General features: G+C 61.7%; 14 protein-coding genes. 1 reads left to right on the top strand and 13 read right to left on the bottom strand.

Going from position 1 to position 12,230, the window contains the following annotated elements:
- Positions 1–117: 117 nt before the first annotated feature.
- From J4E53_RS27295 to J4E53_RS27350, 12 genes are all read right to left on the bottom strand, one after another.
- Positions 118–1,083 (bottom strand): type II secretion system F family protein, encoded by a 966-nt coding sequence (locus J4E53_RS27295; protein ID WP_103310913.1) that lies wholly within the window; start codon positions 1,081–1,083, stop codon positions 118–120.
- 27 nt (positions 1,084–1,110) lie between these two features.
- Complete coding sequence (locus tag J4E53_RS27300) at positions 1,111–2,097, bottom strand: type II secretion system F family protein (protein WP_103310914.1); 987 nt, start codon at positions 2,095–2,097, stop codon at positions 1,111–1,113.
- Positions 2,094–3,536, bottom strand: a complete 1,443-nt coding sequence (locus J4E53_RS27305) for a CpaF family protein (RefSeq protein WP_060741205.1) — start codon at positions 3,534–3,536, stop codon at positions 2,094–2,096. The genes J4E53_RS27300 and J4E53_RS27305 overlap by 4 nt, the downstream gene beginning before the upstream one ends.
- 3 nt (positions 3,537–3,539) lie before the next feature.
- Positions 3,540–4,760 carry an AAA family ATPase gene (locus tag J4E53_RS27310; protein ID WP_103310916.1) on the bottom strand — a complete coding sequence of 407 codons (1,221 nt, stop codon included), beginning with the start codon at positions 4,758–4,760 and terminating at the stop codon, positions 3,540–3,542.
- On the bottom strand, positions 4,754–5,248 hold the full coding sequence (locus J4E53_RS27315; RefSeq protein ID WP_060741203.1) for a TadE family protein: 495 nt from the start codon (positions 5,246–5,248) through the stop codon (positions 4,754–4,756). Before J4E53_RS27315 ends, J4E53_RS27310 begins: the two co-directional genes overlap by 7 nt.
- Positions 5,248–5,727, bottom strand: coding sequence for a TadE/TadG family type IV pilus assembly protein (locus J4E53_RS27320; protein WP_060741202.1), 480 nt, complete (start codon positions 5,725–5,727; stop codon positions 5,248–5,250). Before J4E53_RS27320 ends, J4E53_RS27315 begins: the two co-directional genes overlap by 1 nt.
- A gap of 8 nt (positions 5,728–5,735) precedes the next feature.
- Positions 5,736–7,052: a TadE/TadG family type IV pilus assembly protein gene (locus J4E53_RS27325; protein WP_103310917.1), complete on the bottom strand. Its 1,317-nt coding sequence runs from the start codon at positions 7,050–7,052 to the stop codon at positions 5,736–5,738.
- Positions 7,053–7,123: 71 nt separating this feature from the next.
- Entirely contained in the window at positions 7,124–7,939 is an 816-nt protein-coding gene (gene cpaB / locus J4E53_RS27330; protein ID WP_060741200.1) for a Flp pilus assembly protein CpaB, read from the bottom strand.
- Positions 7,940–7,954: 15 nt separating this feature from the next.
- Positions 7,955–9,283 (bottom strand): hypothetical protein, encoded by a 1,329-nt coding sequence (locus J4E53_RS27335; protein ID WP_060741199.1) that lies wholly within the window; start codon positions 9,281–9,283, stop codon positions 7,955–7,957.
- 2 nt (positions 9,284–9,285) lie between these two features.
- Positions 9,286–9,816, bottom strand: a complete 531-nt coding sequence (locus J4E53_RS27340; RefSeq protein WP_072406384.1) for a prepilin peptidase — start codon at positions 9,814–9,816, stop codon at positions 9,286–9,288.
- A 26-nt stretch (positions 9,817–9,842) separates the two neighbouring features.
- On the bottom strand, positions 9,843–10,037 hold the full coding sequence (locus J4E53_RS27345) for a Flp family type IVb pilin (RefSeq protein ID WP_060741197.1): 195 nt from the start codon (positions 10,035–10,037) through the stop codon (positions 9,843–9,845).
- Positions 10,038–10,193: 156 nt separating this feature from the next.
- On the bottom strand, positions 10,194–10,388 hold the full coding sequence (locus J4E53_RS27350) for a Flp family type IVb pilin (protein WP_008070254.1): 195 nt from the start codon (positions 10,386–10,388) through the stop codon (positions 10,194–10,196).
- Between the two features lie 300 nt (positions 10,389–10,688).
- Here J4E53_RS27350 and J4E53_RS27355 point away from each other — a divergent pair, with 300 nt between their 5' ends.
- Positions 10,689–11,558, top strand: a complete 870-nt coding sequence (locus tag J4E53_RS27355) for a DNA-binding response regulator (protein WP_103310919.1) — start codon at positions 10,689–10,691, stop codon at positions 11,556–11,558.
- A gap of 129 nt (positions 11,559–11,687) precedes the next feature.
- Here J4E53_RS27355 and J4E53_RS27360 read toward each other — a convergent pair whose 3' ends face one another.
- On the bottom strand, positions 11,688–12,119 hold the full coding sequence (locus tag J4E53_RS27360; RefSeq protein ID WP_060741195.1) for an Lrp/AsnC family transcriptional regulator: 432 nt from the start codon (positions 12,117–12,119) through the stop codon (positions 11,688–11,690).
- Positions 12,120–12,230 lie beyond the last annotated feature (111 nt).

Here is a 12,230-nt window from a genome sequence, read left to right on the forward strand (position 1 = left end):
CTTGTGGGAGCGGGCTTGCTCGCGAAGGCGGACTGACAGCCAACACCTTCATGGACTGTCAAACCACTATCGCGAGCAAGCTCGCACACATTGGACTTGCGGCAGGGCACGGGAGGTCTACATATTCCCGAAGGCCCTGAACACGCCGATCATGGCCGGGCCGATAGCGACCAGGAAGAAGCTCGGCCACAGGCAGAAGATCAGCGGGAAGATCAGCTTGGTGCCGATCTTGGCGCCCATTTCTTCCGCGGCCTGGGTACGCCGGTCGCGAAACTCATCGGCGTAGATCCGCAGGGTATCGGCCACGCTGGTGCCGAAACGGATACTTTGCGCCAGCAAGCTGACCAGGCCCTGGATGTCCTCCAGGCCGGTGCGCACGGCCAGTTGCTTGAGCGCCTCGGTACTGGTGATGCCCGCCCGGATCTGCGCATTGACCAACGCCAGTTCCTCGGCCAGCTCAACCTGGCTGACCGACATCTCTTCAGCCACCCGCTCAATCGTCGTGGGCAAGGCCAGGCCCGACTCGACACAGACCACCATCAGGTCCAGTGCATCCGGGAACGCCGCGCGCAGCCGGCCTTGGCGCGCCTGCTTGCGTTTGCCGACGTAGATCGCCGGCAGCAACCAGCCGATACCGGCGATGAGGGTTACCGCCAGTAGACCAATGGCCACTGAAACCTTGACCATCGGCAGCAGCAACAACGCAATGCCGACCAGCAACAACGGCAACATCAGGCGCACGGCCCAATACATCTGCACCGCCGAAGCAGACCGGTAACCGGCGTGGGTCAGCAAGGTCTGGGTGGCGGACGTGTGGGCCTGATCGGTGGAAGCAAAACGCTGGCCGACCCGCTCCAACAGCAGTTGCAGGTTACTGGGCGCCTCCTGCCCCACCGTGCTGCCAGCATAACCACGCTTGATCAGCGCCAGACGCCGCTGCACCGGATCCTGCAGGCCCAGCATCAATAGCAGGAGCGCAACGGCCGCCAGCACTGTGCTGAGGCCAATCGCAGCGATGAACAACAGGCGTGCCAGTTCTTCGTTACCGGTCAACCGACTCAACAATCCGAGCAAAAAGTCCATGACTGAAACCTCTCGGCGCAACAGCGCTTAAACCTGGATCCGGATGATCTTTCTTATCCAGAAAATCCCGATCAACATGGCGCAGAACGCGCCGATGATCAGCTTGTGCCCTATGGGGTCATTGATCAGCACGGGCATGTAGCTGGGGCTGGTGAGCACGATGGCGATCGCCAGCACGAACGGGATCGCCACCAGCACCCACGCCGACATGCGCCCTTCCGCCGACAACGTCTTGATCTTGCGCTGGAACCGGAAACGCCCGCGAATCAGCCGACTCAGGCGCTCCAGCACTTCGGTCAGGTTGCCGCCGGTCTCGCGGTGGATGAGGATCGAGGTCACCAGCATCATCACCGTCATGCTCGGCATCCGCTCCAGCAGCCCGAGCATGGCCCGGCGCACGTCGTTGCCATAGTTGATGTCGGAAAACGTCATGCCGAATTCCTGGGCGACCGGCCCCTTGTGCTCCTCGGCGACCAGACGCAGGGTTTCGTTGAACGGATGTCCGGCGCGCAAGGCACGGCACATGGCGTCCAGCGCGTCCGGCAAACCTTCCTCGAACGCGGCGAAGCGTTTGTTGCGGTCACGCAGGATTTTCAACACCGGCGCCCAGGTCAGCGCAAAGGCCGCCAGCAGTGCCATCCACCAGACCAACGAGACCATCAGCACCAAGGCACCGGCCGCCGCCCCCAGGACCAGACCGAGCAGCATGACCCGATAAGCCCGGTATTCATGACCGGCCTGCTCGATCAGTTGCGTCAGGTTGGCCATGAACGGCAGTTGTTCCAGGCGGGCTTCCAGGGGTGACAGGCGCGTCAGGTATTTCTGCCGCAACACGGTTTGCATGTTGGGCAAGTGGTTGGCCTTCTCCAGCACATGCAGGCGCCCGCGAATACGCTTGCGCATCTTGCCGGCTTCGCCGAACACCGGCACCACCACGCCCTGGGACAGCAGGAACACGGCGATGAACACCATGCCAAGGAAAATCAGGATGAACTCGCTGGGGATATTGTTCATGACGTGCGGCCCTCCATCCACTCAGGGCGAAACAAGGTCAGCGGCAACTCGATGCCGCGCTTGGCCAGCACATCGCGGAAGGCCGGGATCATGCCGCTGGGCCGATATTCCCCGAGCACCTCGCCGTGCTCGCCGATGCCCTGGCGCACGAAAGAGAAAATTTCGGTCATGGTAATGACCTCCCCTTCCATCCCGTTGATCTCCTGCATGCTCACCACGCGTCGCTTGCCGTCTTCTTGACGCTCCAGTTGGATCACCACATCAATGGCCGAGGCAATTTGTTGACGCATGGCCTTGATCGGAAATGTCGCCCCGGTCATCGACACCATGTTCTCGATTCGCCCCAGCGCATCCCGTGCGGTGTTGGCGTGAATGGTGGTCAGCGAACCGTCGTGGCCGGTGTTCATCGCCGTGAGCATGTCCATCGCCTCGGCACCACGCACCTCACCGATGACAATCCGGTCCGGGCGCATGCGCAGGCTGTTTCGCACCAACTCCCGCTGGCTCACCTCGCCACGCCCCTCGATGTTCGATGGCCGGGTTTCCAGGCGCACCACGTGGGGCTGTTGCAGTTGCAGCTCGGCCGAATCCTCGATGGTGACGATGCGCTCGTTGTGGGGGATGAAACTGGAGAGCACGTTGAGCATGGTGGTCTTGCCACTGCCGGTCCCGCCGGAGATCAGCACGTTCAGGCGCCCGCGAACAATAGCCTTGAGCAGCAAGGCAATGGCCGGGGTCATCGTGCCAACCTGGATCAGGCTGTCGGTGTTGAGCAGGTCCACGGCGAAGCGCCGGATCGACATGCTCGGACCGTCGATGGCCAGCGGTGGGATGATCGCGTTGACCCGCGAACCGTCCTTGAGCCGGGCGTCCACCAACGGTGAAGACTCGTCGATACGGCGCCCCAGGCTGGACACGATGCGGTCGATGATATTCAGCAAATGCTGATCGTCGCGAAAACGCACGTCGGTGCGTTGCAGCTTGCCGAAGCGCTCGACATAGACCGAGGCAAACCCGTTGACCAGGATGTCGGACACGCTATGGTCGGCCAACAGCGGTTCCAGCGGCCCGAGGCCGAGCACCTCGTCAGTGATCTGCTTGATGATCAACTGCCGGCTGACGGTACTCACTGGCGCCGAATGTTCCTCGAGCAGGCGCTGGCAGATATCGCGGATCTGCCGCGCGGCCTCGGCCTGCTCGAGGGCATCGAGCAACGACAGGTCCATGACCTTGAGCAGTTGCTGGTAGATCTTTTCCCGCCACTCGGCCTCCACCGGCGTGACCTGGCTGCGGGTTTCATACAGCACGTCGGGGATGGCCTGCTCCCAGGCCATCAAGGCGTCCGTCGGGTCCGGCAAGCCATCGCCGGGCTGGGCGCCCGCGGCGGCAACAGGTTTGGCGGGCTGTTTGCGCAAGCGGTTACGAAAGTCGCTGATCATGGGTCATCCCCCGAAAAAACGGTTGAAGGCACGTTTAAGCAGGCCCTTGTCCGTGGCCATCTGGTGACCGACCAGGTCTTCGGTCAAATCGCGCAGGGCAACGGTGATGGCCGCCTTCGGCGCATGCAGTCCCAACGGCACGCCAGTGTTCTGACTCTGGCTGACCAGGTTGAAGTCATTGGGCAATTTCGACAGGTTCGCGCAGCGCAGGGCCTCGCCGATGTCCTTGAGGCTGACGGCGGCGTTTTTGTCATAGCGGTTGATCACGATCTGCAACTGCTCCCCGCGCACGCCCAGGTCTTCGCGAAGGATCCGCACCAGGGCGCTGGCATCACGCAGGTGGCTGACGCTCTGTTGCACCACCACGTACACCCGGTCCACCTGTTCCAGCACCGAGCCGGTGAGGTGATCGATCTGCCGCGGCAGGTCCACCACCACCCAGTCATAACTGGCGCGGGCCAGTTGCAACAGGGCGTCGAGCTGTTCGGGTTGGGCATCCTGGGGCAGGCACAACTCACCGGCCCGGCCTCCCAGGACGTGCAGGGTCGGGCTGAAGTGGCTGCAAAAACCCCGCAGCGCGACACTGTCCATCTCATCGATCTGCTGCAGCACTTCCAGATGGCTGTGGGACTGCGCCACGTCCAGGTAATGGGTCACGCTGCCAAATTGCAGGTCCATGTCCAGCAACAGCGTATTGCCTGCCCGGGCGCTGAGCTGCTGGGCCAGGTTGCACGCCACCAGGGTTCCACCGGAGCCGCCCTTGGCGCTGATCACCGCGACCAGCTTCCCTTCGTTGCCGTTGCCGAGACGGACTTCCGCCACCAGGCGATTCAGCGCCGCCACCAATTCCGTGTCGGCGATGGGTTCGGGCAGCACATCCCGGGCTCCGGCCTGCATCGCCAGGCGCATGCCCTCCTGCTCGCCCAAGGGACCGCACACCAGCATCGGCGGACGTTCATGGGCCGGACGTTGCAGCAACGCCGACAGTTCTTCGCGCCACAGATGGCTGACGCGCAACAGCAGCAGGTCGGGCATGCGGTCCAGGCCGTAGAGCGGATCGACATGGCCGTTGCTGACCAGGCGCGTGCTGACCTCAAGGCCAGGCATGCGCTGGCAGACACATTGCAGATCGCGCAGGGACGTAGCATCGCGACTGCTGATCAGTATCCGCAGCCCGGCTCTGCCGGTGGTGGTCGAAAGCGGATTTTCCCTGGTGTTCAGCATGGTGTGATCTCCCCGGAATCGGAATGACGCCCAAGGCTTTCGCGTGGCAAGGTTGCCCTGAACGTGGGCAAGGTAATGGGCACGCCCAAGCCGGGAATGAACAGGTTGAAAACAAAGTTCTGCACGCTCAGCCGGACATAGCGAATGGCTCGAAAGCCGGTGGCGCCGGACGTGTCGGTGGGGTTCGCTACCACGGCGCCGTTGACGTCCAGGTAGGTCAGCGCCAGGTTCGAGGTCGCCAGGTTGCTGATCAGTTGGCTGGTGCCGGCGTCCGTCGCGGCGTTGAAGATGGCCCGGCGCAAGACCACCGGATCGCTGACATTGCACACCGCCGCCAGCCGCGCGCCACGGCGCGCCGCTTCATCCAGCGCATTGACCGTGAAGTACAGCCGGCCCATTTCCACCACGCCGAACAGCAGGATGAACACCAGCAAGCCCACAAAGGAGAACTCCACGATGTAAGTGCCGCGCATGTGCTTGTGATTCATCACAGCGCCCTCATGACAGTGGTCGCCACCAACTGGATGCCCAGTGGAATGGCATTGCCGAAGAAACCTGGGATCGAACCCGCGCAGTTGCCCGCGCCAATCACCGGGCAGAAGGTGTAGGTAATGGTGACGCGCACATGGTCGATACCCTCGGCGGCGACCTGCACATTCGCCGTGGTCAAGCCTGACACCACGGCGGTTCCCGTCGCGCTGGGCACGCCATACACCGCGACGTTTTTCGTCTGGGTCAGGAGCGTGCTGCCCAAGGCGACAGTGCCAAGGGTGGAGTTCCAGGCCTGGCTGGCGACGAAGCGGTCGGCATCGCGGCTGGCCTGCAACAGCACGTTGTACTGGTAGAGCATGCGGCCGAACTCGCCGAAGGCCAGCAGCAATAACAGCAACAACGGCAGCACCAGGGTGAACTCCACCAGCGCCACGCCTTGCTGGGCTTGCGCGGGTTTGAACTGAGAAAGTCCCATGACGCCTCCTACGAGTCGGTGCTCGGAGTGCCGCTGCCGTTGAGATAGGTTTTGTAGAGCTGGATGATCTGCGGGCCGGCATCGGTGGAGGGTGTAGGACCGGGTACGTTGTCGCCTTCGCACTCCTGGACGAACTGGCCAAAGATGATGGACTCCGAACCACCGCCGTCCACTGGCTGCACGACGAAGTAGCAGCCGAACCCCAAGACTGGAATCGACGTCGAGCCGCTCAGTTTCCCGGCGCAATCGCCAATCACGATCTTCAACATCCGACGCTCGAAAACCCCGTTGCTTTGGCAACCGCTGGCGCCTCCCGCCACACAGGCGGCGACCTTGGCCCGCCAGTCGTTGTAGTCCTGTATCGCCTCGCCGCCCGCCGACAGATCGCCGTTGCTCGAGGTGACGGACTGGCCTTTGTACTGCGCCTGGGAGAGCGCATCGTTGTAGGTGATCGCCGGAGTGCCTGACGCCGTGACCAGGTCCGGTGGGTAGTCCGAAGAACTGACCGGACCATTGTAGATACCGAAGCGCGTGTTCAAGCCTTGGGAAGTAGGACCGGCTTTATTCCCCGGCGCCGTCTGGACGTTGCTCCCGACACTGCGGCAAACCGAGCCACCGCCGGCCAGGTCCTCCCGGACTGCACTGCCGCCTGAGCCGAAATCCAGCAATTGGAAATTGCCCGGCCCAATGGGCGATGTGTTCCCCGCCGCCGTTTTCAAGACCTCCAGGTCGCCAAATTGGTAGCCCCAGAAGTTGCCGGCGCCAGGGTTGTATTGAGTGGGATCGCCACACACCATCAACGGTGCCAGGTCACAAGGCGAGGTGGGGCTGGGACCTGCCGTGGCAATCGCCGCCACGCGCTTGTTGCCCAAGCCGGCGCTGCCCATCGTTTGCACGAAACTCCAGAAAAAACCGTTCAATTGATAACTGGACACCGACACCCGCACGTATTTGGCATCGGCAGGCCCGGGATAGGAGAACGGGCCGTAGACGCTGCTGGACAGTTCCACCACGGCAAACGCGCCCGGGTTGCCGGCGACCGCGGTGGCCAGTTCGGTGTTGCCGGCGGCGTTGGCATTTCTGTTCAGCGTGTCCAGGGCCGCCGCGCGGGTGGTGCTGGCCATGTTGATGCCGCCACTCACCTGGCTCAGGGTCTTGGCGCCGCCCAAGGCCGCGGCATCCACCGCATTTTGCAGGCGCGTCTTGTTCAGCAGCATGTGCCCGCCATCCAGGGCCAAGGCCGCCATCATGGAAATCGCCACCAGCGCGATCACCATCAGTACACTCACCGCCCCTCCCTGGCGCCGGATATTGGCATTCATCATCGAGCCCTCATCTACAACGTTTGAGGATCGGCATCGCCACGGCCCGGACGGGCCTGGCATGGAGGCGTCATTCAGCGGACATTGATCACGCTGCTTTCAACGCCGCGGATCAGCGTGATCGCCCCGCCTTGCGGCTTGGCACTGCGTTGCACCACAGGTTTTGGCACCGGGGCGGCCGCCATGGCCATGACCGGCGCAGGGGCTGGCGGCGCAACGGCCACGGCCTTCTTCTCCAGGTTCAACGGGTTGCGCAAGGCCAATTGCAGCTTGCCTTCGGTTTGCGCCGTGACCAGCGCTTCGGCTTCGGTGGCCGACATTTCCAGGGTCACGGCCCGCACCACCACCGGCTGGGTCTTGTCGGTGCCCGCCGTCTGGTCCACCGCCAGCACCCGCAGGTTTTCCAGGATGGTCCGGGACGTGGCGCTGTTACTGCCGGCGCTGGTGGTCTTGGTCGCCAATACATCGACCCGGTTGCCCGGCAAGAGAAAGCCCCCCACGCCGACCACATCATCCACGCGGACCGAAATGGCGCGTTTGTCCGGCGCGATCAGCGAAGCCAGGGTGCTGCCGCCCAAGTGCTCACTCAGACGCGCGCCCCGCACGATGTCGCCGCGCAGAATGTCGAAGGTGGCGATCTTGCCCACGGCCTGTTCGCTGGCATCGAAAGCGTCGTCCGGGATCGTGTCCATGGGCATGCGCACCGTGGTGACTTGCTGGGCCTCGACCATTTGCCCGAAGGGGATTTCCACCGTGGCGACCACCACGCTTCGCAAATGATCATCGGGAGACGCGTTGAGTCGCGCGCTCAGCCAGGCGTCAGCCATCCATGCGGCACCAAGGCCCATTACCAGGGAAACGCCTATCAGCGGAAGCGTACGAGAGCTCATGTCGGTATCTCCAGATCAAAGGAAGTCGAGCTGAACGAAGTAGTTGTGCCAGGCCCATTCCAGCTCTTGCGGCAACAGCGGGCCGGAACCGCCCAGGTAACGCTGGCGGTCGAGCGCCATGTTCAACAGGTCACGAGGATGACAAGGCACCAGCGGCATGCCTTCGCTTGCATACAACCGCTGCAGGACATAGCGCACCAACAGCGGGTCATACGGGATGCCCAGGCGCTCGCACTCCTGGCGCCAGATGCGTTCGTAATCCTCGGGCTTGAGGTAGCCGAACTGCACTTTGTAGCCAATGCGCCGCAGAAAAGCCTCGTCGGCCAGTTCGAGGGGATTGAGGTTGGTGGAAAACACCAGCACCAGGTCGAACGGCAGCTCGCAATGCCGACCGCCACCCAGGTTGATGAAATCGCGCTTTTCCTCCATGGGCACGATCCAGCGATTGAGCAACTCAGCGGGGGCCATGCGCTGGCGCCCCATGTCATCGATGATGAACAGGCCGTTGCTGGCCTTGAGCTGCAGCGCCGCCTGGTATTGCCGGGTGAACGGGTCGTAGCGCACGTCCAACTGCTCCATGCTCAGCTCGCCGCCGGTGATGACGATCGGGCGTTTGCAGCACAGCAGCCGGCGGTCGATGCCTTCGTTGAGCATCAGGTTGTTCGCTTGGCCATTGTCGTCCAGGCGCTGGTGCACCTGCGGGTCGTAGATCTCGATCACCGACTCGTTGATGACGATGGCATGGGGCACCCAGATGGCCTCGGCGAACAGCCGGATCAATCGGCTGCTGACATAGGTTTTACCCGTGCCCGCCGGCCCGTAGATCATGATCGCCCGCCCGGAATTCAGGGCGACGCCCAACTGGTCGAGCATGCCTTGGCTCAGCACCAGGCCGGCCAAGGCCTGGTTCATGTCCTTGGCGGTGATGCGACCGTGGTGGATGGTCTGGATCTTGATCAGCGAGCGATAAGTACTCACCGGGAACGGCGCCGCGCCGATGTAGCCACTGCGGGCCAGGGCATCACGGGCCGAACTGCGGCCGCGCTCGGTGAGGCCATAACGCAGCGTCTGCCCACCGGTTTGCCCCAACTGGCCCAGCACTTCGACACGACCGTCCTTGCGCAGGAACGCCAGGACTTCCTCCAACACCGCGCCGGTCAGCGCCAGGCGCTCCACCAGCCGCGACATGTCCAGCACACCGGCGTCATGCAAATGCTTGCACACCAGTTCACCCAGGAAACTGTCGGTCAGGCCTGTGTCGCGAATGGTGCATGGCTGGGGTGCCAGGCGTTGTACCGCTTCCCGTTCGCTGGGGTAGGCATCGCTATCGTTGATGACGTGCATGACTAGACTCCCCAGCCGCCGGCAACCAGTTGCCAGTAGACGCTGTTCAAAGTGCCGATCAGGATCGCAATCGAATAGGGAAAGGGTTTGCCCGCCACTTCATCCGAAGTCGGCGCCAGATAGGCCTGGGCTCGTACAATCAACCAGTAGCGTCCCAGGGTCTGGAGCAGTTGGCCGCGGGCCAGGACGATCAGGAAACCGCACACACCGCCGGCGATCAGGCTGAACAGCGCCGCCCACAGTGCGTAATGAAAAGGCAGGAAGCTGCCGACCATGGTCATCAGCTTGACGTCACCGGCGGCCATGCCACCGACGGCGTACATGGGCAGGAACAGCGCGAAGCAGATCAGCATACCCAACAGGCTGTCGCCCAGGCCACCGATCCCGCCGGTATACACCTGGCCGGCCAAGCCCAGAGCAAGGCCCAACAGGACCAATGTGTTGGGGATACGGTGGCGAAGCAGATCGCTCACCACCGCCACACCCAGCAGTCCTAGCAGCAGTACCGTCGACACCAGCAGTTCCATGGACATGATGCGTCTCCCTGGGGGGATTTTCGTTAGCAGGCGACGTTGCTATTGACGACCTGGCACAGTGCCCGGATCTTGGTATCCACGGCGCCGCCCAGAAGGACGAAGGCCGCCGCTACCAACACCGTGATCAAGCCTCCCGCCACCGCGTATTCAACGATGGTCAGACCGTCTTCATCTTTGGCGAACTTGCTGATCGAGTTGCTTATTGTCTGGAGAGTCATTTCATGAACCTCACGCGGGTCAGAAGTACTGTTACGAACTTGATTGGAGGGGACAGCGCGAAGTCCATTTGATTGATTCGTTGTACTCACTGCATAAGAGTCGCAAGCGGTTTTCCTTGAAAGTGACCGTGCCCCCTTCACTGCAAGTCGCCGCTGTCAGCAGGCAACGTTGCCGTTGACCGCCTGGCACAGCGCACGGATCTTGGTGTTCACGGCACCGCCCAGAAGCACAAACGCGGCGGCCACCAACACGGTGATCAACCCACCGGCCACGGCGTATTCCACAATGGTCAGGCCATCTTCATCTTTGGCGAACTTCAGCACCGAAGCCTTGATTGTTTGAAGAGTCATTTCGCACACCTCATCGGGTTGTTTTATCAAGGGCAGTACATTGCGAACTGCCTGATGCAACCCTAGTCAGCAGGTGGTCAGTGCCGTTAGGAGGATTTTGCACATCGCTAGGATTTTTTTGCGCCGGACAGGACAGGCGCCGGGGCGGGAAATCCAGCACTGGGACAGTGCGAACGGGCGTCCCATGACGACGGATGGCGCTAAACGATCGGACTTTTATAAAAATTTATTCGGCGAAATGATGGCACAGTGACAATACTGCTAGCTAAAGGGCAGCAAGCACCTGTGGGTAGTCGTCCTATGGCGTCCAATCCGACTGCAAAGCCAAAGCTGTTATGGGTCGATCTGACTCATGACCGGTCCACCCAGGAACTCGTCTCCCTGTTCCAGGACACGTGCGACTGCACGCTGGCCAAAAACGCCATGCTGCCCGGCGCGGAACAGGTCGACATGATCTGCATCCATTTCGACCGCCCGGACACACCGGGCCTGCGACGCCTGTTGGAGATCAAACGAACCGTTCCTGGCACGCCCATCACCATGTTCACCGTGCAGCACTCCGAAGAGCTGGCGGTCTGGGCCATGCGCTCCAGCGTCTGGGAATACATGGTGCTGCCCTTGTCCGCCGCCGAGAAAAAGCGCTACCTCACCGCCGTGGTGCAACTGTGCGAGCTGCGCCGCAATGCCAATGGCCGGGCAAAGACCTCGCAGATCGACCACTCCCCGACCCTGCCGGACAGCATTCGCCTGACCGCCGGGCACCAGAAGCACCAGGCTCTCAGCCACATCATGCTGTACATCGACCAGCATTTTCGCGACAGCATCGATCAGCGCGACCTGGCCAAGCGTTGCGGTATGACGACGTTTCGTTTCAGCCGGGTGTTCAAGGAGGCCAATGGCCTCGGCTTCACCGACTACGTGCTGAACAAACGCATGAGCTTCGCCAAGGAGTTGCTCGATAACAGCCAGATGCCCATCACCAGCATCGGCTACGAGGCCGGCTTCAAGGACCCGTCCTACTTCGCTCGCGCCTTCAAGCAATACGCCAGTTGCACGCCCAGTGAATACCGTCTCGCGTACCAGATGCGCAACGCACATCCGGCACCGGAGCCACCGGATGAGGCCGCCCTGGAAGCGATTGAAAACCTGGTGCACAGCCTTGAGGGTTAAAAGGTTTTGTAGCGTTATCGCCATCTTTCTATAAGCATCCCCACCCGTGCCAGAGCTAGACCGGACGCCCATGGCCAGGGAGCGACCTCGTCGATCGACTCCCCGCCCCTGCCCGACAGGCGCCCTGACTCACGGGGCGAGTTTTCTTCTCTCGATAGGAATGGACAGGACAATGCTGGTTCGGGTCTCACCGTACGCATTGATTTTCGCAATAATGTCCTCGATCTCAGCCATGGATCGGGCGTAGATGCGGATCAGATAGGAGTCATTCCCCGTGATGTGCAGGCACTCGACGACTTCGGGTATGTCGGTGAGTGTCGCTATCAATTTGGCTTTCGCCGGCTTGAGGGTGGTGATGCCGACGACAGCCGATATGCCATACCCCAGCTTGGTTGGATCTAACTGCGCGCAATAGCCCTTGATGACCCCGGAGTCTTCAAGTTTGCGCAACCTGTCATTGGTGGCAGGAATAGAAAGCCCCGCGTGCTTGGAAAGCTCTGTGATGGAAATGCGACCACAGTCCTGTACCTTACCCAGGATTTTGACGTCTATACGATCCATGTGCGTTTTCCCCGGTTAAAAGTATAAATTTTAATGAAAAGCCCGCGTTTTTCATTAAAAAAAGCATGCACCAAAATAAAGCATGGCGCTAGTCTATTTCCAGCCTGAAAA

Origin of the sequence: Pseudomonas sp. FW305-28 (assembly GCF_017351395.1) — a bacterium.
GTDB lineage: Bacteria > Pseudomonadota > Gammaproteobacteria > Pseudomonadales > Pseudomonadaceae > Aquipseudomonas > Aquipseudomonas fluorescens_AA.

What these genes read in the sequence shown, in the direction of transcription:
- J4E53_RS27295 (WP_103310913.1), bottom strand. Translation starts at nt 1,083, where the DNA reads ATGGACTTTTTGCTCGGATTGTTGAGTCGGTTGACCGGTAACGAAGAA.
- J4E53_RS27300 (WP_103310914.1), bottom strand. Translation starts at nt 2,097, where the DNA reads ATGAACAATATCCCCAGCGAGTTCATCCTGATTTTCCTTGGCATGGTG.
- J4E53_RS27305 (WP_060741205.1), bottom strand. Translation starts at nt 3,536, where the DNA reads ATGATCAGCGACTTTCGTAACCGCTTGCGCAAACAGCCCGCCAAACCT.
- J4E53_RS27310 (WP_103310916.1), bottom strand. Translation starts at nt 4,760, where the DNA reads ATGCTGAACACCAGGGAAAATCCGCTTTCGACCACCACCGGCAGAGCC.
- J4E53_RS27315 (WP_060741203.1), bottom strand. Translation starts at nt 5,248, where the DNA reads ATGAATCACAAGCACATGCGCGGCACTTACATCGTGGAGTTCTCCTTT.
- J4E53_RS27320 (WP_060741202.1), bottom strand. Translation starts at nt 5,727, where the DNA reads ATGGGACTTTCTCAGTTCAAACCCGCGCAAGCCCAGCAAGGCGTGGCG.
- J4E53_RS27325 (WP_103310917.1), bottom strand. Translation starts at nt 7,052, where the DNA reads ATGATGAATGCCAATATCCGGCGCCAGGGAGGGGCGGTGAGTGTACTG.
- cpaB (WP_060741200.1), bottom strand. Translation starts at nt 7,939, where the DNA reads ATGAGCTCTCGTACGCTTCCGCTGATAGGCGTTTCCCTGGTAATGGGC.
- J4E53_RS27335 (WP_060741199.1), bottom strand. Translation starts at nt 9,283, where the DNA reads ATGCACGTCATCAACGATAGCGATGCCTACCCCAGCGAACGGGAAGCG.
- J4E53_RS27340 (WP_072406384.1), bottom strand. Translation starts at nt 9,816, where the DNA reads ATGTCCATGGAACTGCTGGTGTCGACGGTACTGCTGCTAGGACTGCTG.
- J4E53_RS27345 (WP_060741197.1), bottom strand. Translation starts at nt 10,037, where the DNA reads ATGACTCTCCAGACAATAAGCAACTCGATCAGCAAGTTCGCCAAAGAT.
- J4E53_RS27350 (WP_008070254.1), bottom strand. Translation starts at nt 10,388, where the DNA reads ATGACTCTTCAAACAATCAAGGCTTCGGTGCTGAAGTTCGCCAAAGAT.
- J4E53_RS27355 (WP_103310919.1), top strand. Translation starts at nt 10,689, where the DNA reads ATGGCGTCCAATCCGACTGCAAAGCCAAAGCTGTTATGGGTCGATCTG.
- J4E53_RS27360 (WP_060741195.1), bottom strand. Translation starts at nt 12,119, where the DNA reads ATGGATCGTATAGACGTCAAAATCCTGGGTAAGGTACAGGACTGTGGT.